Below are 20,847 nucleotides of genomic sequence, written 5' to 3' on the forward strand. Positions count from 1 at the left end.
CCGGGCGCATCCCATGGTAGATTGATGGGGCTCCCCACGAGCACCCTTCAAGCTACTGGCCAAAGGAGGCCCGACATGACGGAAGAGGCAAAGCCTGTCTACCGTGTGAACTACGAATTGGAAATGTCTGATGGGCGGATTGAACCCATTGATATCTTGGAACGTGCTCGGCATCTCCATTACTCGTTGGATCAACCGCCGGTTATTCCAAAGCAAGGGGAGTATGTAGCTTTCAAAAGCGACTTGCTGTCCTGCGATGCAGAGTGGCTGAGAGTTAAGGCTGTGTTTCACGGAATCACTCCTGGTCCACTCGGGGATCTGCAACATCACTGGGTGACCGTTCGGTTAACCGATCACGAATCCATTCCGATGTAATCCCGAGATACCCGAGGGCGTCCCTTACGGAACAGTTAAGAACAATCATCTGGTCGACAGTTAACTCACACCTACCTCGCATACCAGGAAATGCTTGATGTGCGAGGTACCAGTGTCGCGTACAGCTGGGCAGATTATAGACCTGTCCATCCTTCGACCTCATAGGCTCCATCAAGTCGGCCAGAAGCCCACGCGCACGTGGCGAGAGACGCTTAAGAGATTTCTCCGACTGTTCTGCGTTTTCCTCACGGCGTGCTTTCTGCCAAGCAGCATGCAAACCTGGCATCTCAATACGTGCCTCAATCAGTTGCTTGATATCGAAGGCCGCACAGCCATCCAGGTCGTCACCGGCAAATACCCCCCCAGCCTTCAGTATTTCTTCAGCCTCGACGGGGCAGGATCGGGCGATCATCCCCGCTGCCAACACCATGCCCTGCAACCGACCTAGATCAAGTTGTTCATCACTCATCGAACACCTCCATAAGCACAAACATGTCTTGCTCTTGCGCCCTCAAAAGCAGCCTGATGTACTCACGTCCAATACCCAGGCTACTCAGGCCCAGCGTGACGTCTCTGTAGACTGCTATCATCAGCCGCTCTATTTCATCGGGCTCAACGGAGGTTGCGGAGGTTAACTGCTGGTAATGATTCGCCCACCTCAACACCAGATCCCTCTCGTCATTCTGAGGCGGCACACCTGTATAAGCATCTGCATAGGCACTAAGAAATCTGCGAAGCTGCACATGATCAGCTAGTGATAAAGAAGTATGTGGATTCGACATCAGTGAAGCTCCTGTCCGTCACGTTCGGCACGGCGTAGCTGCGAAATAGCATTCAGCGCGGCCCATTTGCTATCACTGGCGGTAAAGCTGGTAAAGACCGAGGCGCAGCCAGGTTTGGTCAATCGCACATGACCTTTTCGTGTACGTTTAACCGCCCAATTGTTGTCCGCTGCATAGCGAATGACCTTCTCAATCCCCCGGGCACCCTTCAACAACTTAGCCATGACGAACCTCCTTGAGCAGTTGCTCGCTCAGCGATAGTTGATCCTTAAACAGATCAAGCTGACCTTCCAAACTGCGGATAAGCTGTCGGCGTTGCTCTCGGAGAGCTGAACACTCTTGCTCCATGATGCGAAGCTCTTCACGGCTTGCCTGAAGCTGAGCCTCAACTACTTCTAGTTCCTGAAGTGGTGGTCTCGAATTGGGGTTACTAGCATCACGGGTCATGACATCACCCCACTCTTCAGGACATCCGAATCCCCCCACGTTGGTTTTTTTCGATGTGCGATCTCTAGCGCGCCACCCAAGCTATCTGCATCACCCCACCAGGTAGGTGTGTTTCCAGTCCGACCGTCGAAACAGCGCACATCAAATGCCTCTCCGCTGGGGAAGCGCTCTAGCCACTTTTTGCGAATGCTCTGCTGATTGTCTTCCCACTCCTGAGCAGTCATCGGGGTACCACCCACTGCTTCGGTGCGGCGGAGATAACACTCATAGTCCTCAATACCGAATTCAAGGCGGCGAGATCGAATAAAGGGTGTATTCCACCAGAGCAAGCGTTCATTCTCTGTAAGCTCAGTAGTGAGACCAGGCTCTTCAAAGCAATACGGAAGGATTGGATTAACGAGCACACCGTCGTAGCAGGCCTCAGCACGATAAAATAAGCCACTTTCGTCGCCGTGCTTAAACCATTTGAGTGGAACCGTTGGCGGTGGGCCTAATTGCTGTAACGACTCCAACTTCGAGTCAACTTCGTGGCGAACAAACGCCTCTAGGGGGCCTACCTCGGTATCGCGTGCATCATGTTCGGCTACGATGGTTGCAATCGTACCGCGATCATCCTCAATCATTACTGGATACCAGTTCGGTCTGGCATCATGAGGCACTTCGCCTAACGTCTTTGAAAGTTCCAGGTCGACACCATCTACCCACGCCACGAATGAATCTGGCAACTCAATGACACAGTTATCAACGTGTACCCAGAGTTGATGGAACTGGCGATTATCCGCCTCCCACCAACCGTAAGTTATTGTGCTGGGTACACTTAGAGTTATCTGTTTCATGACCATTCCCCCTGCTGGTGTTTCCACTCCAACGATTCGAATCGTGTCGACTCTCCCAAAAAGCTGAGATGCACCGTGCCAAGAGGCCCATTGCGTTGCTTCGCAATGATGAGTTCGGCGAGGCCAGTGTTGTCGGGATCATCAGGGTGGTAGACCTCGTCGCGGTAAACGAAGCCGATGACATCTGCATCTTGCTCAATAGCCCCACTGTCACGCAGGTCTGCCATTACTGGTCGTTTGTTGGGGCGGGTCTCCACTCCGCGGTTGAGCTGAGAAAGAGCGATCACCGGACAGCGAAGGTCTTTTGCAATGCCTTTCAAAATTCGGCTGATTGCGCTGATCTCAAGGTTTCGGTTTTCGCTGTTGCCTTCCGACAGCAGTTGCAGATAATCCACCAGAATTAGAGAGGGGGTTCCGTGACGGCGAGCTAAGCGGCGAGCTCGTGCCTTGAGGGTCGACGCTGAAATCCCAGCAGCGTCATCAACAAACAGCCTGCCTTCCAGTTCCTTTATGCGCAGCGTCGCGGCAGCCAGTTTCGACCAATCTTCTCCCTTCAGATCACCGGTCCGCAGTTTCTGAAGGGATATACGCCCAATGCTAGCCAGCCAACGCAGCATTAACTGATCTTCCGGCATTTCGAGTGAGAACACGAAGACAGGCCCAGAAGCGGAGGCTGCTTTAGAGAACAGAGCGTTTTCACACAGCCCGAGTCCGAAGGCCGTCTTCCCCATGCTCGGCCGTCCGGCAATAACGATCAGATCGCTCGGCTGCAGGCCAGCTGTCATACGATCCAGATCTGGATACCCCGTCGGAACACCTGTAACACCACCATCGCTTTGGCAGGCGGCATCAATCTTATCGACAGCGCGGTTGAGCATATCGGTGACACTGCTGAGCTCTTGGCCACCACGCTTCTCAACGATCTGGAAAAGGGCTTGCTCCCCCGCTTCGATAATCGACTCGGCAGTCTGCCCACGAGGGTTAAGTGCCTGGCGATTCATGTCAGAGGCGGTCTGTGCAAGGATTCGAAGCTGATAGCGATCGCGAACAATATTGGCGTACGCAACAATATTTTTTGACGACGGCGTATTGCGCGCTAGCTCAGCAAGTGACCCAAGGCCGCCAACAGCATCCAACTGGTGACGAGCCTCTAAAACCTCAGAAACCGTCACCACGTCCAATGGCGAGTCATCACTAGCCAGCGTACGCATGGCATCAAATACCATCCTGTGCGTAGGACGATAAAACATGTCTGCCGTCAGTTGATCCGATACCTCATCCCAGGCGTGATTATCGAGCATCACCCCACCTAACACCGACTGTTCAGCCTCAATGCTATGCGGTGGAAGCACCTCATGAAGTGAAGCTTCATAATGAGGTAACGGTATAATTTCATTAGCTGCATTAGTGCCTGACATCGGAAGCCCCCCCATGCTGTGAGGGCATCTCTTTAATTGCATCCGCCCAATCTGAATGCAACTCACAGGCAACAGCTTTAATTAGGTCAGCACCTGCAGGCGTGACTCGACGGTAGGGTTTTACGGGTTCATAACGATGAATCGGCTCACCGGCCGCGCCTGCTAACTTGAACGCCGACAACATTCGGAAGGCATTATTTAGCACCGTAACGCGTATGTCGTTGCTGAGCATACTGCGTAGGCTTTGCGCGACTTGTTGTGAATTGCGAGTCTCATCAAGCCGGTTAAGCAGAAGTGATAGCGGAGGAACCGACAGCGAGGTATATGCCGTCAGTCGTTCGAGCTCATCGAACATACCCAGAGTACCACGCACGAATTCCCGTGCAGACAATACATCAGGCGTGATGGGTGATAGCGCTTGATCGGAAGCTAGGACGGCGGCTTCAAGGGTAATGGAGCGCGCACCTTGCGTATCGAGGAGAATGACGTCGTAGTCTGCCAGCGAGCCTGTGCTGAGTAGATGCGAGAGCCTAAAGCGACCATCTGGAGCATTCAACAGCAGCTGAGGGAGTTGCCCTTGATAGTCATTCGATACGATGAGATCCAACCCATCGATAGTGGTGGTGGAAACAATCCGATCTAGGCGCGTTTCGCTGAGAGCCATCAGCTCATAAACGCCGCCTGGGGCCTCTCTGGCCAGGGAATAATAACTTGATAGGGACGGCTGACTATCAAGATCGACAAGCAGCACTCGAAAGCCTGCATCGGCTAATAGCCCGCCTAAGTTAGCGGTAGTGGTGGTTTTTCCGACCCCACCTTTGGTCGATAACACAGCTAGAATCACGCTCACGACAAAACTCCCATCCTGAAGAAACAGAACAAGAGGAAGTCGATGATTGCGCGCTTGGTGCCGACACCAGGAGTCGAACCCGGGACCTACTGATTACAAGTCAGTTGCTCTACCAACTGAGCTATGTCGGCGCTTCACATTTTCTTGAGAAAATGACTGGGTTGCGGTTAAGCTAATCAGTCAACAAGAAATCTTGTTGGCAATGGCTGGGGTACCAGGATTCGAACCTGGGAATACCGCTACCAAAAAGCGGTGCCTTACCACTTGGCGATACCCCAACGTTTGGTGGCCAGAGACGGAATCGAACCGCCGACACGGGGATTTTCAATCCCCTGCTCTACCAACTGAGCTATCTGGCCCTTGCCAACGGTGCGTATTAAACTAAAAATTCAGCTTTTCGTCAACACCTTTGTGAAACTTTCTTTTCTAACCGTCGCTTAGGCTAACTTTACGACTAACGGCGCAGGGCTGAAACGCCCGTAATTCCTGCGTTTTCTGCCAGCCTGAGTGTTCGTTTACGCTTGCGTAGGCGGCACATAACCTTCCGCCTGATCGGTTGTTTCGTTATCCAGAAAGCGCTGCATTTGCTCCATCAGGTACGCACGGGCTTCCGGGTCGAGCATATTAAGATGCTTTTCATTGATCAGCCGAGTCTGCAGTGCCTGCCATTCTTCCCAGGCCTGTTTGGAAACGGTTGCTTGAATCTCCTGGCCCTGCTTGCCGGGTAGCGGCGGGAACGGGAGAGCCGGCAGCTCTTTTTGGTACTTGCGGCAAAAAACCGTGTTACTCATGGATGCTCCTTATTGGATTGGTCTTGATCGAGTTGTGATCTACAGGCCCAGGCACCTATACGCGTCCTGGCGTTAAGTTAAGCGTAAAGGGCGTTAGTTGGCTAAGCAGCGCTTTTACAGGGGCTGCCAAGCCCAGCTCACGCGGATTTTCAACGTCATACCATACGCCGCTTTCACGTACCTCGCTCAGCCTATCGCACGAAACCGGCTGAGGGGTAATTTCAAGGCGAAAATGGCTAAAGGTATGGTGAAAACTGGGCATGGTGGGTTGGCGCTTGGGCGATACGGCATGCATCTCCAGCCAGTCATTGAGCTCGCTGTGTTTTTCAAATTGCGGCAGGCTCCATAAGCCGCCCCATAATCCGCTAGGCGGGCGCTGCTCTAACCAGACCCGCCCTTGGCTATCCTGTAGCAGCAGCATGATAGTGCTGCGGGTAGGCAGGGCTTTTTTAGGCTTGGACTCCGGGTAGCGCTGAGGTTCGCCCTGGGCATATGCCAGACAAACATCATTAAACGGGCAGACCTTGCAGTCAGGCTTGCTACGCTTACATAGCGTGGCGCCAAAATCCATCATCGCCTGAGTGAAGTCCGCCAGGCGGTTAGACGGCGTGTAGTATTCGGCAAGCGTCCATAGCTTACGCTCTACCTCTGGCTTACCAGGCCAGCCAGGGATAGCGTGCAGTCGCGTTAGCGAGCGTTTGACGTTGCCGTCCAGAATCGCCGCTCGCTGGCCGGTACTTTGGGCAATTATCGCACCCGCCGTTGAGCGGCCAATGCCCGGCAACGCGGTGAGCGCTTCAACACTTGTAGTTGGCAGCTCGCCGCTGTGCTCTTCCAGCGCCAACTGAGCGGCCTTGTGTAGGTTGCGAGCTCGAGCGTAATAGCCAAGCCCTGTCCATAAGTGCAGCACTTCGTCCTGAGGGGCCAGCGCTAGCGACTCAAGCGTAGGGAAGCGCGCCATAAAGCGTTCGAAATAAGGGATAACCGTCGTTACCTGGGTTTGCTGGAGCATGATTTCTGACACCCACACGCGGTAAGCGCTGCGGGGCGACTGCCAGGGCAGATCATGACGGCCATACTCGTCGAACCAGGCGATCAGGCGACGATAGAACTCTTCTGCCGTAAGCCTGGGAGTGGGCATATCAGCCATGCGGTTTCCTTCGATAGAGCGTTCGTAAAATACTTGGCGCAGCGTGCCAATTAATCATGGGGCAATAAAAAAGCGCCGGCATTGAGGCCGGCGCAGAGTGTCTTGCATGAATGCTCAGTTAAATAGACGACGGATGCCTTCACGAAGTTCCTGACCGGCACCTTCGCCAAGGCGCTCATCTATTTTGTCCAAAGAGCCTTCTACACGCTCTTCCAGCTCGTCTGCTACGCGATTACCGGCTTCATTACGCAGCAGGTCAACCACAGCGGTTTGAAAGGCAGAGCGGTCGAAACGGCACCACTCATTGGTGGCACCGCCAAGATGGCCTTCGCAGCGTACCGGTAGCGGCAACTGCTCCAAACGTGGATTCACCTTACATGCGGCGTCAGCGGTATCCACCAAGCGCGCGTTAGCACGGGTATCGAAGTTCAGGCTGTTGAAATCGAGCTCGCCCTCACCGTTCACATCAATTCCCGGAAGCTTAATCAACAGGTTATCACTGGTTACCACGCCATTGCGTACCTGGAACGTCGCGTCGAAGCGCTCAAAACGCGTGTCGGTATGCCAATCACGCAGCGTGCCTTCGCCTTCCAACTGGGCGACCAGCTCACACATCTGCTGAGAAATATTGATATCTAAAATAGCGCCCTCATTAAGGCGGGCATTGAGCTGCCCATTAAGGTTGCTGGTTAACGCTTCACGGCTGTTACCCCGTGAGGTCAGCTCACCATCCAAATGCAGGCGCCCTCTTAGCGGTGAAGGATCCTCATCGTTGCTGATGGCTTCGATGAGTGACGCCATTTGTACGTTGTTAACGGTGGGGGCAAGCGCCCACTCCATCACTCGCTCACGGGCATCCAGCTGCCCCGTGGCATTAAGCTCTCCACCATAGAACTGGGACTCAAACGCCGTTAGCTCTTGAAGACCGTCCTCACCACGCAGCTGCAGGCGGGTATTGTTAAAGGTCAGGCCGCCCATTAAAAAGGATTCAACGCTTAAATCGCCGTTAAGTGACAGTTCACTCAACCAAACCTGAGGCAGCAAGGTATTCGAGCTCTGAGCAAACGCTTTGCGTAGCAAGCCCGAGCTGGCCTGCTGGGCGGTCGTGGGACCAGGAAGATAACGGTCGATGTCAAGCTGATCACCTTCCAGGTCAAACGCTACCTGCGAGCCATTCAGAGCGGCCGACACCTGCCCCGTAAAGGTACTGTCGTCGACAACCAACGACAGGCTGGATAACGACACTTGCTCTGCATTGCCCTCAATGGGGCTGGTCATGGCAATATCGCTAAGGGCGGCTTCGCTGGTGGTATTAAGCTCAATGCCTGTACGCGTTAGCCAGGGACGTAGCGTAAAGGGCGCGGCCGTAATCTGCCCACGGTACTCGGGCGCATCGAACATCTGCTCAACATTAAGGTGGCCGCTCATGCGCAGTCCGTCAGGCCCGGTGAGCTGAAAATCTTTCAGCTGCGCCGTTTGCGCCTGCCAGTTGCTTTCCAGGCCAAAGGCGAGCGCTAGCGCCAGGCTACCTTGCCATTTTTCTGCATTCTGCAGACCCGCCTCTAAAACGCCTTCGCTAATACTTAGCTGCTTCTCATCCATGCGGGCGATCATTTCAGCGGCTTTTAAGCTAAGCCGCTGTGGTTCACCCTCTGCTCCCATACGCGTTTGGGTGTTTAGCCGGGTGTTTTCCAGCACTACGCGGTCTTCAGCAAGCTGGAGACGCATGCGTGTTTCAAGATCAATATCACTGGTTAGCTCAGGTGGGCGCTCCAGCGCTTCGGCATCCAGGCGGTTATGCTTGGTTAAGGTAAACATGGTCTTTAACGGGAAAGGACTTACCGGATTGACGTTGCTGCCTGAAACATTAAGCGACTGAAGGCGCCACAGCGCTTGGCTTTGGACATCACGGAAGCGGATATCGGCGTTTCTGACTTCGACACTGGCAATATTCAGCACCACCGATAGGCTGCCCGCATCGGCATGCGGCCCGGCACTAGCCGGGGCCAGGACCGTTTCCGCCGTTTCGTCGCCGCTTTCAGCCAGACGCTCAAGCAAGGGCTCCCAGTTACCTTCTCCTTCGGCGTCTCGCTCCAGGTTCAAGCGCATACCATCCAGCGTTAAGCCATCAATGGCAATTTCCCCGCGCAGCAGAGGTGCAAAGGCAACGCTGACTTCAGCACGATTGATGGCAGCAAACGAGGTGTCCTCTTCAGACTGCTCCGGCAGCCAAGCGCGGGCTTGCTCCACGCTCACCCCAATACGCGGGTAGAATGACCAGGTGATCGGCCCTTCAGGCGCCAGATGCAGCCCGGTGTGTTCTTCCACCACCGATGTCAGGCGCGGCTTGAAGTCCTCGGGATCCAGAAAGGTGGTGACATAGACCACCGCCGCCACTGCCACAATGCCGAGAATACCGACAGCAGCCAGCAAAATACGTAATAACTGTTTCATCGCATTACCTCACCCTTTCCCTTGTGGGTCTAGCTCAACAAAATTGCTAATTAGCGGCTTGCCTGATGTTGGCCCTTCGGCATTGGTGCCAGGGCGGTAGCCAAGCTTGGAAAGCAGAACCTGATCGGCCAGCGGTAGGTGCGTGGTTTCAATGCGCAGCTTACGCTCTTCCTGCTTGGCCTGCTCTCCGAGCAGTGCCATCAACCGCGAGCCTACGCCCCGGCGGCGGGTGATTTTGCGAACGCATAGCTCAGAGAGCCACCAGGCCCGGTCGGGACCCTCTTGAATAGCCGCCGCCCCCAATAAATGATCATTAAAGTGGGCACAGGCAAAAAAATGGTGAGCATTCAGATGCTGCTCAATAAACGGCAGGACGTCTTGGGCAGGCACCCGCTCTTTGGGCGCATCTTCATAAATGCGTATCAGGTCGAGGCGCACTTGCTCATCGGCGTCCCAACGAGCCAAGTCGACGTGCTCTAGTGTCACCGGCATGGTGAATTCCTCTTCGCCAAAGCAGACAGGCTGCAGTTTTTAATGCCCTAAACGGCGGCTACCTTTCGCGCATTGTAGCGGATGAGTGCACCGATTCTCTATAATGGTCGCTTTGCCACAGATTTACGTCCTGATTATACGGTGGTGAGACAATGTAGCCCATCGCCTTACCCTCAGAATGCGCTAGAGCGCAGGAGATACAACATGGCAGCGCGTATTGCCACGGTTAGCCGTGATACGAATGAAACCCAGATTACTGTCAGCGTCAATCTGGATGGCGAAGGCCATCTTCGCTGCGAAACTGGCGTTCCCTTTCTAGATCATATGCTTGATCAAGTTGCGCGCCATGGGATGATAGACCTTGATATCCAGGCGACGGGCGACTTGCATATTGATGACCACCATACCGTTGAAGACCTGGGAATTACATTAGGCCAGGCATTTAACGAAGCGATTGGCGATAAGCGCGGCATTTATCGTTATGGGCATGCATATGTACCGCTTGATGAAGCGCTCTCGCGCGTGGTGATTGATTTCTCAGGTCGGCCCGGTCTTTATATGAATGTCGACTTCACTCGCGATACGATAGGCCGCATGGATACCCAGCTGTTTTGGGAGTTCTTCCAGGGCTTCGTCAACCATGCCCGCGTAACGCTGCATATCGACAACGTTAAAGGCTTTAATGCTCACCATCAGGCCGAAACAATTTTTAAAGCCTTTGGGCGTGCTCTGCGTATGGCTGTCGCCGAAGACCCACGTATGGCGGGGCAGATGCCTTCCACCAAAGGGAGCCTATAATGGCGCGCTGTAGGATAGGCAACAGTGCAAGCAACTGTTCGTTCACTCGATTAAGGAGCGCTTCATGACCATTGCTGTAATCGACTACGGGATGGGAAACCTACATTCTGTCGCGAAGGCGCTCGAACACGTTACCCATGAAAACGTCATTATTACCCGCGATCCGCGGCGCATTTTAGGCGCCACGCGTTTGGTATTGCCAGGCCAGGGCGCCATCCGCGACTGCGTAGGCGAGCTTGAACGCACCGATTTGCGAGGCCTGGTTGATGATATGCTGACGCGTCAGGCAAAGCCTCTACTGGGAATTTGTGTAGGCCAGCAAATGCTCCTGGAGCGCAGTGAAGAGAACGGCGGCGTTGATTGTCTGGGCTTTTTCAAAGGCAGCGTTGATAAGTTCCCCACCGACATGCGCGACGAACACGAGCAGCGCCTGAAAGTACCCCACATGGGCTGGAATCTGGTTGAGCAGCACCATGATCACCCGCTGTGGGCCGGTATCGATAATAACGAGCACTTCTACTTCGTACACAGCTACTACGTGAATGCTGCCGACGATGCCCAGGTATTTGGCACCACACATTATGGCAAGGTAGGCGCCCACGTGGCGATTGGCCGTGATGCCACCTTTGCCGTACAGTTTCACCCGGAAAAAAGCTCCCGAGCAGGCCTGCGCTTACTCGAAAACTTTGTCACCTGGACGCCCTAAGAGGTTTATTTATGTTGGTAATTCCTGCGATCGATCTCAAAGACGGCCAATGTGTGCGGTTGAAACAAGGGCGTATGGACGATGCGACCTCTTACGGCGATGACCCGGTTGCAATGGCCGCCCGCTGGGTAGAAGCCGGTGCACGCCGCCTTCACCTGGTCGACCTGAACGGCGCTTTTGAAGGCAAGCCGGTGAATGGCGATGCCGTCACGGCTATAGCACGTGCCTATCCCAACCTGCCTATTCAAATTGGCGGCGGCATCCGCAATGCCGAGACCATCGAGCATTACCTGAATGCAGGCGTGTCTTACGTGATCATTGGCACCAAGGCCGTTAAAGAACCCGCGTTTGTGGGCGAGATGTGCCGCGCCTTCCCCGGCCATGTGATTGTCGGGCTGGACGCTAAAGACGGCTTTGTGGCCACCGACGGCTGGGCGGAAGTCTCTACCGTGAAGGCAGTGGATCTGGCCAAGCGCTTTGCCGATGACGGCGTTTCCAGCATCGTGTACACCGATATCGCTCGCGACGGCATGATGCAAGGGGTTAACGTCGAAGCGACGGCTCAACTGGCGCGTGAAGGCGGTCTGCCGGTGATTGCCTCTGGCGGCGTCACTAACCTAGACGATATTAAAGCGCTGTGCGGTGTTGCGGATAGCGGCATCTTAGGCGCGATTACCGGTCGGGCGATCTATGAAGGCAGCCTGGATGTGGCTGAAGCACAACGCCTTAGCGATCAGCTAACAGGAGGCGGCGCGTGAGTTTATCCAAGCGTATTATCCCCTGCCTGGATGTAGACGCTGGGCGGGTGGTGAAAGGCGTCAACTTTGTCGGCATTCGCGATGCAGGCGACCCGGTGGAAATTGCCCAGCGGTATAACCAGCAGGGTGCCGATGAGATTACCTTTCTGGATATTACCGCAAGCCATGAAGACCGTGACACAACAGTGGAAATGGTCGAACGCATTGCCGGCGAAGTGTTTATTCCGTTAACCGTAGGTGGCGGTATTCGTACCTGTGACGATATTCGCACCATGCTCAATGCCGGGGCCGATAAAGTCTCGATCAACACGGCAGCGGTTACTAACCCTGAGTTCGTGCGTGAAGCAGCGGAGCGCTTTGGCAGCCAGTGTATTGTGGTGGCGATTGATGCCAAGCGGGTATCCGGTGAAGGCGAGCCGCCGCGCTGGGAGATTTTCACCCATGGCGGCCGTCGTGCAACCGGGCTTGATGCGGTGGAGTGGGCCAAGAAAATGGTCGAGCTGGGAGCGGGCGAACTGCTGTTAACCAGCATGGACCGCGACGGTACCAAGATCGGTTTTGATCTCGGCGTGACCCACGCGATTTCAGAAGCGGTAAGCGTTCCGGTCATTGCCTCCGGCGGCGTGGGCAATCTGGACCACTTGGTAGATGGCGTGCTTAAAGGCGGCGCGGATGCGGTTCTTGCGGCCAGTATTTTTCACTTCGGTGAATACACGATTCCTGAAGCAAAGCGGTACATGGCGGAACGCGGCATCGAAATGCGGCTATAGCGGCCGCTTTCACTGCATAGCCCTCTTCTCAGGAGTTTTAAATGTCTCGTTGCTTCCCATACCTGGGAGGGCTAATCGGTTTTTGGCTGAGCGCTTCTGCCTCAGCCTTCTCCCTACCCGACTGGCCGCCTACCCTTGAGCTTGACCATACGCTTGTCCAAACCAGCCTCTATACCCGCCATTTTAATCCGGACCCCGAACATAACAATCACCAGAATTTAATCAGCGTTGAGCTACATAATCCCGATCGCTGGCTGACGGGAATAGGACGGTTTAAGAACTCCTATGAGCAGCCCACCTGGTACGTGTATGCAGGGCGTGAATTTCCTCTGTGGCAGTTCTCGGAAGAGGTTAACATCAGAGCCAAGCTAACCGGGGGCTTACTGCATGGCTACAAAGGCGAGTACCGGGACAAAATCCCGCTCAACCACTTTGAAACTGCCCCGGTGCTGCTGCCGAGTATTGGAGTGCAGTGGGAGCGGTTTGAATCCGATTTAATCATATTCGGCACTGCCGGCATGATGGTAACCGCAGGCCTGCGCTTTTAGGCAGGCCATGCTTTACTCGTCGTCTTCGTCCAGACTTAGCCCCAGATTGCTGATGCCGTTATTGCGCCCTAACTGACGAATCTCTTTAAGCGCGGCTTTGCTGAGCGGCTCACTTACCGCTTCCAATACCGCGTCTTGAAAATCGTTTTCGTCTTCCATTAACGGATGATCACGGATCAGCAGCGCAAGTTTTTGGGCATCCTCTTCACCTTCCGTCAGCTCAATAAAAGCGCGCACCCCGGCGCGTGAGGTACGGCTGACATCCAGCACTGCCTCAGGCGAGTCTCCCTGCAAGGTGTCCAGCAGCGCCGAGATGGAAACGACGGCATCCAGCGCACGGCGGGCGCCAAAACTTTCATCCTCTGCGGGCGGCTCGCACTCGGCCAGTTTTTCAGCCTGGCGGGCAAAATCAATGCTCGCATTGGGTACGCTCAACCGCTCCCACACCAAGTTAAGTACGGTACGCAGCGTGTGACCATCGCCCTGACCGGTCGTCTGTTCATATAGGGCATAGTTAGGCAGTAAGCGCTCACACAGCGCAGCCATAAATGCTTGCTGGGCCGCTAGCGGAAGCACCTGTAACTGCTGATAAAAACCTAAGGGTTTAGACTCCATACTGATTTCCTAACGCGCGATATTGGTGAAATGGGGGCAATACGTTATGGTCGCAACAGCGCTGTTATAAACACAGACAGCCTTTACTGTGGACGGTCGGCGAGGAGATTACCATGCATATACATCTGCTACAGCACAGCGCTGATCATGACCCCGCCCGCTTAACCGACTGGTTGAGCAGTATGGGGCATAGTTACAGCGTTTTTCATCTTTACGCAGGCGAACTGACGCCACGTCCGGCAGAAAGCGATGCGCTGATTATATTAGATGGCCCGGAGGCGTTTCTTAACGAACCGCCCGCCTGGTTTAAAGCCGAGAATAAACTGATTAACCGCTACCTGGATGGCCAGAAACCGCTTCTGGGCATTGGCCTGGGCGCCCTTTGGGTAGCTCAGGCGCTTGATGCGGTCGTGGCCCCAGGCACCTATCCCGAAAGAGGCTGGCATACTGTCTCCCTGGCCCCGGAAAGCCCGTTTGATTTACCCGAGCAGTTTGAGGCGTTCATGTGGCATCGCCATGTGTTTAGCCTGCCTGAAAGCGCCCTGCCGTTGGGCGGTAGCCCGGCGGCGCCGCTGCAGGGTTTCAGCTGGGATAGCGGTCGCGTTATTGGCTTACTGTGCCACTTGGAAGTCACGCTTGCCAGCGTGACCCAGCTGCTGGGTGACAGCGAATCATCGGGCACTACCACGACGCCTGCCGGCCAGCGTTTTATCCAGGAAGACAGCCAAATTCTTGAGGATACAGCCCGCTTTCACCAGTTGGCACCACTGCTTGATCGCGTCATGATGCAATGGCTCAAAGCTTTCTAATGACATCCTAACGTAGCCGCTAGGCGCTCCACTGCTTAGCGGCCTCCAAACAGCTGTCCCAATCCCCTATATGCAGATCCGGCGCCGCTGTCGCACGCTGTTTTTCAAGGTGATAGCGATAAAGCGGGTCGTAGTATTCGGTGAGCAGTGGCGCAAGCCACGCTTCGTGAGCCTGCGGATTGCCTTCTTCATGGGCTTTAAAGGCCATAACCTGTAAGCGTTGTAAACGCTGAAGGCGGGCATTGCCTAGGCGTTTCCCCAAACGAATTAACGCATTGCCCAACTGACGCTGCATCAGTTCCCAGCCTTGCGCAGGCCCAAAGTGCGCGACATAGTCCTTTTCCAGCTGAATAATATAGTCGTGTTGGAGCTGGTCAAGGCGCCAATCAAGCGGCATTTCTATGCGTACACGAGGCGCCTTCTGCATAGCATGCCAAAAGGTGAGCGGTATGTTGGCGTTGCCGATTAGGCGAGATTCATCTTCCATGATCAAATTACCCGGCAGAGCTAACAGCCGTGCGGCGAGCGCATGCTCAAAATCTATCTGCGTGGCAGGTGCTTCAGGCTGGCGACCAAACGCAGAGCCTTTATGATTGGCATAGGCTTCAAGATCAACGCCGTTATCCAGGCGATTAATCAGCGTGGTTTTAGCACACCCGGTTAACCCTGCGACCACAAGCATGGGCTGCTCAGCGGCGGCGTCTACGCGCTGGCAAAGTGCCTGACGCATGGCTTTCCAGCCACCGGCAATTCGCGGCCTGACAATTCCCGCATCATTCAACCACTGCTGGGCAATTTGCGAGCGTAGCCCGCCGCGAAAACAATAAATGACTGCGTCCGGGCGCTCTGTCAGATATGCCTGCCAGGCGGCGATACGCGCCTGTTTGATATCGCCACTGACCAACTGCTCGCCCAGGGCAATGGCCGCACTCTGGCCTTGCTGCTTATAAGCGATGCCCACCTGGCGGCGCTCTTCATCGACCATTAAGGGAAGATTTACCGCGCCCGGCAGTGCCCCTTGAGCAAACTCTACCGGGGCACGCACATCGATCAAAGGCCGCGCTTCGCTGATCAAACGTAGTGAAGCAGGTATTGTTTCGAGCGCTGTCTCAAGAACCGTCTTAAGAACTGTTTCAGGTGCTATTTTAGGCACTATCCCACGACCTCAATCAGGGCCTCGCCCTCGCGGGCTTTCATAACGCCAAACGACTGAAGCGATAGGCCGAACTCGCGGCCAATCCGCTCGATATCATCCTGCCAGGCGGGGTCGACACTCAGTAGTAAGCCGCCTGAGGTCTGAGGGTCGCAAAGCCACTGCCAGTGGGCTTCATCCATATGAGGTAAGCTTTTACCCAATGCATCACGATTGCGCCGTGTGCCGCCAGGAACAGCACCTTGACGACGGTAGGCTTCTGCCTGGGCCAGGCGAGGCAAGCGGCGAAAGTCGATCTGGGCCATGACATTGCTGGCGCTGCATATTTCCGACAAATGTCCTGCCAAGCCAAACCCGGTGACATCCGTCATGGCGTTGAGGCCTTTCACATCGGCAAGCTTAATGCCGATACGGTTGGATTTAAGCATGGTTTCCCGAGCTAAGCCGTGATGTCCTGCCTCCAGCAGCCCCTGCTTTTCAGCCGTGGTCAGCAAGCCAATGCCGAGCGGCTTGGTCAGAAACAGCAGGTCCCCTGGCTTGGCACGGCTATTGAGCTTGAGCTTGTCCAGATCGATCAACCCGTTAACCGCGAGGCCAAAGATAGGCTCTGGCGCATCGATCGAATGGCCGCCCGCCAAGGCCACACCCAGCTCACGGCAAACGCCCTGAGCACCGGCAACCACATCACCGGCAATTTCGGCGCTTAGCTTATCCAACGGCCAGCCAAGAATGCTAAGTGCCATAACGGGCGTACCGCCCATGGCGTAAATATCACTGATGGCGTTCGTGGCGGCGATACGCCCAAAATCAAACGGGTCATCGACAATCGGCATAAAGAAGTCAGTAGTGGCAATCATACCCCGCCCATCGCCCAGATCGTAAACGGCGGCATCTTCTCGCCCCTGGTTACCCACAATAAGCTGCTTATGCCCTGCCGCAGGCCCCGCCTTGGCGAGAATACCGTCAAGTACATCAGGGGCTATTTTGCAGCCACAGCCAGCACCGTGACTGTATTGGGTTAAGCGAATCGAACTCATAGTGTCTCTCCTTGGCACTCGATGTTTTTATAACAATCTTTATAGCGTAGCCTACTTAAAGCGCCTCTAGCGCGTCGCTAAGCTTATCCACCGCAATGACTTCCATTCCCTTGGGTGACTGCTTCGGTGCGTTGGCCCGCGGTACGATAGCGCGCAGAAAGCCATGTTTGGCCGCTTCAGCGATGCGCTCCTGCCCGCTGGGTACAGGGCGTATCTCGCCGGAAAGCCCCACTTCGCCAAATACCACCAGCTCCTTAGGCAATGCCTTGTTTTGCAGGCTAGAGACCACGGCCAGCAGCACCGCCAGATCCGCACTGGTTTCTAGAACCTTCACGCCGCCTACTACGTTGAGAAACACATCCTGGTCGCCGGTAAACAGACCGCCATGGCGATTTAATACGGCCAACAGCATGGCAAGCCGGTTTTGGTCCACCCCGACTGCCACACGGCGTGGGTTGCCCAAGGCAGATTCATCCACCAGGGCCTGCACTTCCACAAGAATGGGCCGGGTGCCTTCCCACACCACCATCACCAAGCTACCCGGCGCCTGCTCTTCCTGACGCGAGAGGAAAATGGCGCTGGGGTTTTTAACCTCTTTCAGGCCTTGTTCGAGCATCGCAAAAACGCCCAGTTCATTGACTGCGCCAAAGCGGTTTTTCTGGCCTCGCAGCGTTCTGAATCGCGAATCCGCGCCGCCTTCCAATAACAGCGAGGCATCGATCATGTGCTCAAGCACCTTGGGGCCTGCCAGCGTGCCGTCTTTGGTTACGTGCCCAACCAATAGCAGTACCGTATTGGTTTGCTTGGCAAAGCGGGTAAGCGCGGCGGCGGACTCGCGCACCTGAGCGACTCCACCCGGCGCTGAGCTGATATCTTCAAGGTGCATGGTCTGAATAGAGTCAATGACCAGTATTTCGGGCTTCTCACGTTCTGCTACGGCAAGAATTGTTTCTACACTGGTTTCTGCAAGCATTTTTAAGCCGCTGGTAGGCAGCTGCAAGCGGTGAGCGCGCATGGCTACCTGAGACAGTGACTCTTCCCCCGTGACGTAGATAATGCGCCGCTCTTGAGCAAGCTTACAGGCGGTTTGCAGTAACAGCGTTGATTTACCCGCCCCTGGGTTACCCCCCAAGAGCACGGCTGAACCGGGCACCAAGCCGCCGCCTAATACGCGATCGAACTCGTTGAAGGTCGAGCTTAACCGGGGCACTTCACTTAAATCGACATTGCTTAGGTCGACCACATCCTTGGAAAGGTCACCTGCGTAGCCCGCTCGGCCAGATCCAGCACTGCCGCTGCCGGGGCGCGCACTAGCCAGACGAATTTCACTAAGCGTATTCCATTCATTGCAACTGGAGCACTGGCCCTGCCACTTGCGATACTCCGCGCCGCACTCGGTACATACAAAGGCACTTTTGGCTTTAGCCACCGCGCTAATACTCCCGTTACTGTTAGATCATCGTTAATGCTGTCTGGCCCTAAAATGCAAAAGGCGGCCAATGGCCGCCTCAGGATGTTACTGCTAGCTTATTGACGCTGTAGCTGCAACATTTCGCCATTTTCAAAGCGACGACGCTCTGGGTCGATTAACTCTAACGTGCGCTCATTGATACGCTGGAAGTAGTAAACCTGACCATCACCATTCGGGGTAAGCTCATAAACAGTCGCGTCCGGGTCAGACGGAGTACCGTTTAATACTTCCCAGTTACCGGCATAGTTTTCTGGGGGCGGTGTTTGAGGATGGTTACGGTAAGTCGCGTCCAGTGTAAAGGTACGCTCTTCAGCCGGACTCATCTCTTGACCTACCATGGTAACGTCTAGATCAATACCATCGCAGTTGCGGCAAGGCAGCGTTCCCTTGTACTGCTCTTGGGACGCGCTAACGCCTGCATCAGCGTCTTGGCCCGAAGGCCCGCCGGTTGCACAGCCTGCCAACAATGCCAACATAGCCGAACCGGCTAGCAAACTCCTGAATTGCATTGGGTGTCTCCTTATCGTGTTGGTCATACATTTCTTTCGCGCGATTATGACAGCATAACCGTTACAAGGTGCGACGCCCACCCCTAGTCATCGTTGAATGCGTACCTGAATGCGTATTTGAATACGCAGTTGAATAACATAGTTGAATGCTTGCGCTTGAGCGAGCATCAAGCGACCATGGCCTATTATACCTAGGATAATCAGGTTACCCGCATGAGCCAATACTGGAGTCCCGCTGTTAAGGCGTTAACCCCTTATATACCCGGGGAGCAGCCGCGTGAGCGTGTTATCAAGCTCAATACCAATGAAAATCCTTACCCCCCGGCACCGGGCGTTGGTCGGGCATTGCGCGACTATGCAACGGACCATCTGCGTCTCTATCCCGACCCCACATCGGCGGCACTTCGCGCCTCGCTTGCCAAAACGTTTAGCGTAGAAAGCCAGCAGGTGTTCGTGGGCAACGGTTCAGATGAAGTACTGGCCCTGGCGTTTCAAGCGTTTTTTTGCCATGACACACCGCTTGATACCCCGTCTATTACCTATAGTTTTTACCCGGTGTACGCCAACCTCTATAACGTGGCGCTGCGCGCCCACCCTCTGAATACACAGTGGGAAGTGGATATAGAAGCGTTAGGGGCGGCGTCAGAGCGCAGTGGCGTAATCTTTGCCAACCCCAACGCACCTACCGGGCATGCCCACTCACTAGAAAGCATAGAAGCGTTGCTCAAGCGGGTGACGGACCGCGTTGTGCTGGTCGATGAAGCATATGTTGACTTTGGCGCAGAGAGTGCCATTGCGTTAATCGACCGCTACCCGAATTTGCTGGTCACCGGTACTTTTTCTAAATCGCGTAGCCTGGCCGGTTTGCGCTTGGGCTATGCCGTAGGCTCAGCCGAGCTGATTGATGGCCTGCAGCGGGTCAAGGACTCTTTTAACTCTTACCCGGTGGATAGTTTGGCAAGCCTGGTAGGTATTGCCGCGCTTGAAGATCAGGCTCACTTTGATGCATGCCGCGAAAAAGTGATTGCCACGCGCGAGCGCACCCGCCAACGCCTTGAAACGCTCGGCTTTGAAGTACTGCCGTCGAGTGCCAACTTCATCCTTACACAACACGCAACGATTGCTGGGGCACAGCTGTTCGCTGGACTGCGGGAACGTGGAATCCTGGTGCGCCACTTTAATACGCAGGAGCTTAATAACTTCTTGCGCATCACTATTGGCACCGATGATGAGATGGATAGCATGATGGAAGCACTTGAAGTGCTCTGCGGCTAGCCCTCTCGCCATAAAGCTACAAAGCCCTATCGCACACGTATGGTAGGGCTTTTTTGTAGGAGACGGCTTTAGCCAGTGATGTGGTGCCCCGCCCCGCTGGGGTGGGAGCAAGCAGGTACGGTGGCCTCTTCCATCCCGGGCACCTGACGGTGCCTTCGCCGGCTGAAGCCAGCTCCCACATTAGAACGAAGGCGTTCCATAACATCGTAGATTATGGATTGACCTGTCCCTGCGTTGTGGGAACTGGCTTCAGCCGGCGATGCAGCGCAAAGCGCTGCTGGGGTGGGCGGCTGATCCGACACGCTGAGGAGTGCCTTACCGCCTTTTTCCCGCATGCAAAAAAATCCCCCGAGGCGCGAGCCCCGGGGGATTTTTCACAATAAGTGCCTGACGATGATCGCGCCGGGCTGCCGGGGGCCGGCGCTCCGGTGCTCTCGCCTGGGGAGACCCCACCCTTTTCTTCCACGCAAACAAAAAACCCAGCCGATGGCTGGGTTTTCTGCGGTATAAGTGCCTGACGATGACCTACTCTCGCATGGGGAGACCCCACACTACCATCGGCGCTAAGCGGTTTCACTACTGAGTTCGGCAAGGGATCAGGTGGTTCACGCTCGCTATGGTCGTCAGGCGTAACTTTCAATGTACATCATGCTGACGTGTTTTGTGTCGTCTCTCGTGCCAAGCGTTTTTCGCTCAGCGCGCGTATCCGGTGTTCATCGTTATCATTGCGACCAGACCCCTTGGGTGTTATAGGGTCAAGCCTCACGGGCCATTAGTACACGTTAGCTCAACACCTTGCAGTG

At 55.0% G+C, this 20,847-nt stretch carries 23 protein-coding genes, 3 tRNA genes and 1 rRNA gene; 7 read left to right on the forward strand and 20 right to left on the reverse strand.

Annotated elements, in window-relative coordinates; genetic code table 11:
* Positions 1-295: 295 nt before the first annotated feature.
* From INT33_RS13090 to INT33_RS13155, 14 genes are all read right to left on the reverse strand, one after another.
* A complete protein-coding gene (locus INT33_RS13090; RefSeq protein WP_193092086.1) occupies positions 296-844 on the reverse strand; it encodes a hypothetical protein in 549 nt (182 codons plus the stop codon).
* Positions 837-1,157, reverse strand: a complete 321-nt coding sequence (locus INT33_RS13095; RefSeq protein ID WP_193092087.1) for a hypothetical protein — start codon at positions 1,155-1,157, stop codon at positions 837-839. The genes INT33_RS13090 and INT33_RS13095 overlap by 8 nt, the downstream gene beginning before the upstream one ends.
* Positions 1,157-1,381 (reverse strand): type II toxin-antitoxin system HicA family toxin, encoded by a 225-nt coding sequence (locus INT33_RS13100; protein WP_193092088.1) that lies wholly within the window; start codon positions 1,379-1,381, stop codon positions 1,157-1,159. Before INT33_RS13100 ends, INT33_RS13095 begins: the two co-directional genes overlap by 1 nt.
* Positions 1,374-1,604: a hypothetical protein gene (locus INT33_RS13105; protein WP_193092089.1), complete on the reverse strand. Its 231-nt coding sequence runs from the start codon at positions 1,602-1,604 to the stop codon at positions 1,374-1,376. The genes INT33_RS13100 and INT33_RS13105 overlap by 8 nt, the downstream gene beginning before the upstream one ends.
* Positions 1,601-2,440: a hypothetical protein gene (locus INT33_RS13110; protein ID WP_193092090.1), complete on the reverse strand. Its 840-nt coding sequence runs from the start codon at positions 2,438-2,440 to the stop codon at positions 1,601-1,603. The genes INT33_RS13105 and INT33_RS13110 overlap by 4 nt, the downstream gene beginning before the upstream one ends.
* Complete coding sequence (dnaB, locus tag INT33_RS13115; RefSeq protein ID WP_193092091.1) at positions 2,437-3,858, reverse strand: replicative DNA helicase; 1,422 nt, start codon at positions 3,856-3,858, stop codon at positions 2,437-2,439. Before dnaB ends, INT33_RS13110 begins: the two co-directional genes overlap by 4 nt.
* Positions 3,845-4,708, reverse strand: a complete 864-nt coding sequence (locus tag INT33_RS13120) for a ParA family protein (RefSeq protein WP_319643929.1) — start codon at positions 4,706-4,708, stop codon at positions 3,845-3,847. Before INT33_RS13120 ends, dnaB begins: the two co-directional genes overlap by 14 nt.
* Positions 4,709-4,763: 55 nt before the next feature.
* Positions 4,764-4,839, reverse strand: a tRNA-Thr gene (locus INT33_RS13125).
* 72 nt (positions 4,840-4,911) lie between these two features.
* Positions 4,912-4,986 (reverse strand) — tRNA-Gln (locus INT33_RS13130).
* A gap of 5 nt (positions 4,987-4,991) precedes the next feature.
* Positions 4,992-5,067 (reverse strand) — tRNA-Phe (locus INT33_RS13135).
* A gap of 156 nt (positions 5,068-5,223) precedes the next feature.
* The gene (locus tag INT33_RS13140; protein WP_193092092.1) at positions 5,224-5,499 is read right to left on the reverse strand and encodes an oxidative damage protection protein; all 276 of its coding nucleotides are present in this window, start codon (positions 5,497-5,499) and stop codon (positions 5,224-5,226) included.
* Positions 5,500-5,554: 55 nt separating this feature from the next.
* On the reverse strand, positions 5,555-6,649 hold the full coding sequence (gene mutY / locus INT33_RS13145; protein WP_192537743.1) for an A/G-specific adenine glycosylase: 1,095 nt from the start codon (positions 6,647-6,649) through the stop codon (positions 5,555-5,557).
* Positions 6,650-6,763: 114 nt separating this feature from the next.
* The gene (locus INT33_RS13150; RefSeq protein WP_193092093.1) at positions 6,764-9,103 is read right to left on the reverse strand and encodes an AsmA family protein; all 2,340 of its coding nucleotides are present in this window, start codon (positions 9,101-9,103) and stop codon (positions 6,764-6,766) included.
* Positions 9,104-9,112: 9 nt separating this feature from the next.
* Complete coding sequence (locus INT33_RS13155) at positions 9,113-9,595, reverse strand: acetyl-CoA sensor PanZ family protein (protein WP_192537745.1); 483 nt, start codon at positions 9,593-9,595, stop codon at positions 9,113-9,115.
* Positions 9,596-9,799: 204 nt separating this feature from the next.
* Between INT33_RS13155 and hisB the strand changes: the two genes are divergently transcribed.
* The 5 genes from hisB to INT33_RS13180 all read left to right on the forward strand — a co-directional run bounded on the left by hisB (position 9,800) and on the right by INT33_RS13180 (position 13,175).
* A complete protein-coding gene (gene hisB / locus INT33_RS13160; RefSeq protein WP_192537746.1) occupies positions 9,800-10,393 on the forward strand; it encodes an imidazoleglycerol-phosphate dehydratase HisB in 594 nt (197 codons plus the stop codon).
* A gap of 64 nt (positions 10,394-10,457) precedes the next feature.
* Positions 10,458-11,099 carry an imidazole glycerol phosphate synthase subunit HisH gene (gene hisH, locus INT33_RS13165; RefSeq protein WP_192537747.1) on the forward strand — a complete coding sequence of 214 codons (642 nt, stop codon included), beginning with the start codon at positions 10,458-10,460 and terminating at the stop codon, positions 11,097-11,099.
* Positions 11,100-11,110: 11 nt separating this feature from the next.
* A complete protein-coding gene (gene hisA / locus INT33_RS13170) occupies positions 11,111-11,857 on the forward strand; it encodes a 1-(5-phosphoribosyl)-5-[(5-phosphoribosylamino)methylideneamino]imidazole-4-carboxamide isomerase (protein ID WP_192537748.1) in 747 nt (248 codons plus the stop codon).
* Positions 11,854-12,627, forward strand: coding sequence for an imidazole glycerol phosphate synthase subunit HisF (gene hisF, locus INT33_RS13175; RefSeq protein ID WP_018918913.1), 774 nt, complete (start codon positions 11,854-11,856; stop codon positions 12,625-12,627). Before hisA ends, hisF begins: the two co-directional genes overlap by 4 nt.
* A 41-nt stretch (positions 12,628-12,668) precedes the next feature.
* Entirely contained in the window at positions 12,669-13,175 is a 507-nt protein-coding gene (locus INT33_RS13180) for a hypothetical protein (RefSeq protein WP_192537749.1), read from the forward strand.
* 12 nt (positions 13,176-13,187) lie between these two features.
* On the opposite strand, the gene INT33_RS13185 is transcribed toward INT33_RS13180, so the two are convergent.
* Positions 13,188-13,790, reverse strand: a complete 603-nt coding sequence (locus tag INT33_RS13185; protein WP_192537750.1) for a YjaG family protein — start codon at positions 13,788-13,790, stop codon at positions 13,188-13,190.
* Positions 13,791-13,903: 113 nt separating this feature from the next.
* Between INT33_RS13185 and INT33_RS13190 the strand changes: the two genes are divergently transcribed.
* Positions 13,904-14,599, forward strand: a complete 696-nt coding sequence (locus INT33_RS13190) for a type 1 glutamine amidotransferase (protein WP_192537751.1) — start codon at positions 13,904-13,906, stop codon at positions 14,597-14,599.
* Between the two features lie 19 nt (positions 14,600-14,618).
* Here INT33_RS13190 and mnmH read toward each other — a convergent pair whose 3' ends face one another.
* The 4 genes from mnmH to INT33_RS13210 all read right to left on the reverse strand — a co-directional run bounded on the left by mnmH (position 14,619) and on the right by INT33_RS13210 (position 18,769).
* Positions 14,619-15,743, reverse strand: a complete 1,125-nt coding sequence (mnmH, locus tag INT33_RS13195; RefSeq protein ID WP_407648094.1) for a tRNA 2-selenouridine(34) synthase MnmH — start codon at positions 15,741-15,743, stop codon at positions 14,619-14,621.
* A gap of 8 nt (positions 15,744-15,751) precedes the next feature.
* Positions 15,752-16,789: a selenide, water dikinase SelD gene (gene selD / locus INT33_RS13200; protein ID WP_192537752.1), complete on the reverse strand. Its 1,038-nt coding sequence runs from the start codon at positions 16,787-16,789 to the stop codon at positions 15,752-15,754.
* Positions 16,790-16,844: 55 nt separating this feature from the next.
* Positions 16,845-18,218, reverse strand: a complete 1,374-nt coding sequence (gene radA / locus INT33_RS13205; protein WP_018918919.1) for a DNA repair protein RadA — start codon at positions 18,216-18,218, stop codon at positions 16,845-16,847.
* Between the two features lie 98 nt (positions 18,219-18,316).
* Positions 18,317-18,769, reverse strand: a complete 453-nt coding sequence (locus INT33_RS13210; protein WP_018918920.1) for a copper resistance protein NlpE N-terminal domain-containing protein — start codon at positions 18,767-18,769, stop codon at positions 18,317-18,319.
* A 213-nt stretch (positions 18,770-18,982) separates the two neighbouring features.
* Between INT33_RS13210 and hisC the strand changes: the two genes are divergently transcribed.
* Positions 18,983-20,044: a histidinol-phosphate transaminase gene (gene hisC, locus INT33_RS13215; protein WP_192537753.1), complete on the forward strand. Its 1,062-nt coding sequence runs from the start codon at positions 18,983-18,985 to the stop codon at positions 20,042-20,044.
* Positions 20,045-20,556: 512 nt separating this feature from the next.
* On the opposite strand, the gene rrf is transcribed toward hisC, so the two are convergent.
* A 5S ribosomal RNA gene (gene rrf / locus INT33_RS13220) occupies positions 20,557-20,672 on the reverse strand.
* Positions 20,673-20,847 lie beyond the last annotated feature (175 nt).

The organism is Halomonas colorata (assembly GCF_014897985.1).
GTDB classification, from domain to species: Bacteria; Pseudomonadota; Gammaproteobacteria; order Pseudomonadales; family Halomonadaceae; genus Vreelandella; species Vreelandella colorata.

What these genes read in the sequence shown, in the direction of transcription:
- INT33_RS13100 (WP_193092088.1), bottom strand. Translation starts at nt 1,381, where the DNA reads ATGGCTAAGTTGTTGAAGGGTGCCCGGGGGATTGAGAAGGTCATTCGC.
- INT33_RS13210 (WP_018918920.1), bottom strand. Translation starts at nt 18,769, where the DNA reads ATGCAATTCAGGAGTTTGCTAGCCGGTTCGGCTATGTTGGCATTGTTG.
- INT33_RS13095 (WP_193092087.1), bottom strand. Translation starts at nt 1,157, where the DNA reads ATGTCGAATCCACATACTTCTTTATCACTAGCTGATCATGTGCAGCTT.
- INT33_RS13150 (WP_193092093.1), bottom strand. Translation starts at nt 9,103, where the DNA reads ATGAAACAGTTATTACGTATTTTGCTGGCTGCTGTCGGTATTCTCGGC.
- hisC (WP_192537753.1), top strand. Translation starts at nt 18,983, where the DNA reads ATGAGCCAATACTGGAGTCCCGCTGTTAAGGCGTTAACCCCTTATATA.
- INT33_RS13110 (WP_193092090.1), bottom strand. Translation starts at nt 2,440, where the DNA reads ATGAAACAGATAACTCTAAGTGTACCCAGCACAATAACTTACGGTTGG.
- INT33_RS13185 (WP_192537750.1), bottom strand. Translation starts at nt 13,790, where the DNA reads ATGGAGTCTAAACCCTTAGGTTTTTATCAGCAGTTACAGGTGCTTCCG.
- INT33_RS13180 (WP_192537749.1), top strand. Translation starts at nt 12,669, where the DNA reads ATGTCTCGTTGCTTCCCATACCTGGGAGGGCTAATCGGTTTTTGGCTG.
- INT33_RS13155 (WP_192537745.1), bottom strand. Translation starts at nt 9,595, where the DNA reads ATGCCGGTGACACTAGAGCACGTCGACTTGGCTCGTTGGGACGCCGAT.
- INT33_RS13105 (WP_193092089.1), bottom strand. Translation starts at nt 1,604, where the DNA reads ATGACCCGTGATGCTAGTAACCCCAATTCGAGACCACCACTTCAGGAA.
- selD (WP_192537752.1), bottom strand. Translation starts at nt 16,789, where the DNA reads ATGAGTTCGATTCGCTTAACCCAATACAGTCACGGTGCTGGCTGTGGC.
- hisB (WP_192537746.1), top strand. Translation starts at nt 9,800, where the DNA reads ATGGCAGCGCGTATTGCCACGGTTAGCCGTGATACGAATGAAACCCAG.
- INT33_RS13190 (WP_192537751.1), top strand. Translation starts at nt 13,904, where the DNA reads ATGCATATACATCTGCTACAGCACAGCGCTGATCATGACCCCGCCCGC.
- mutY (WP_192537743.1), bottom strand. Translation starts at nt 6,649, where the DNA reads ATGGCTGATATGCCCACTCCCAGGCTTACGGCAGAAGAGTTCTATCGT.
- INT33_RS13140 (WP_193092092.1), bottom strand. Translation starts at nt 5,499, where the DNA reads ATGAGTAACACGGTTTTTTGCCGCAAGTACCAAAAAGAGCTGCCGGCT.
- hisH (WP_192537747.1), top strand. Translation starts at nt 10,458, where the DNA reads ATGACCATTGCTGTAATCGACTACGGGATGGGAAACCTACATTCTGTC.
- INT33_RS13090 (WP_193092086.1), bottom strand. Translation starts at nt 844, where the DNA reads ATGAGTGATGAACAACTTGATCTAGGTCGGTTGCAGGGCATGGTGTTG.
- hisA (WP_192537748.1), top strand. Translation starts at nt 11,111, where the DNA reads ATGTTGGTAATTCCTGCGATCGATCTCAAAGACGGCCAATGTGTGCGG.
- dnaB (WP_193092091.1), bottom strand. Translation starts at nt 3,858, where the DNA reads ATGTCAGGCACTAATGCAGCTAATGAAATTATACCGTTACCTCATTAT.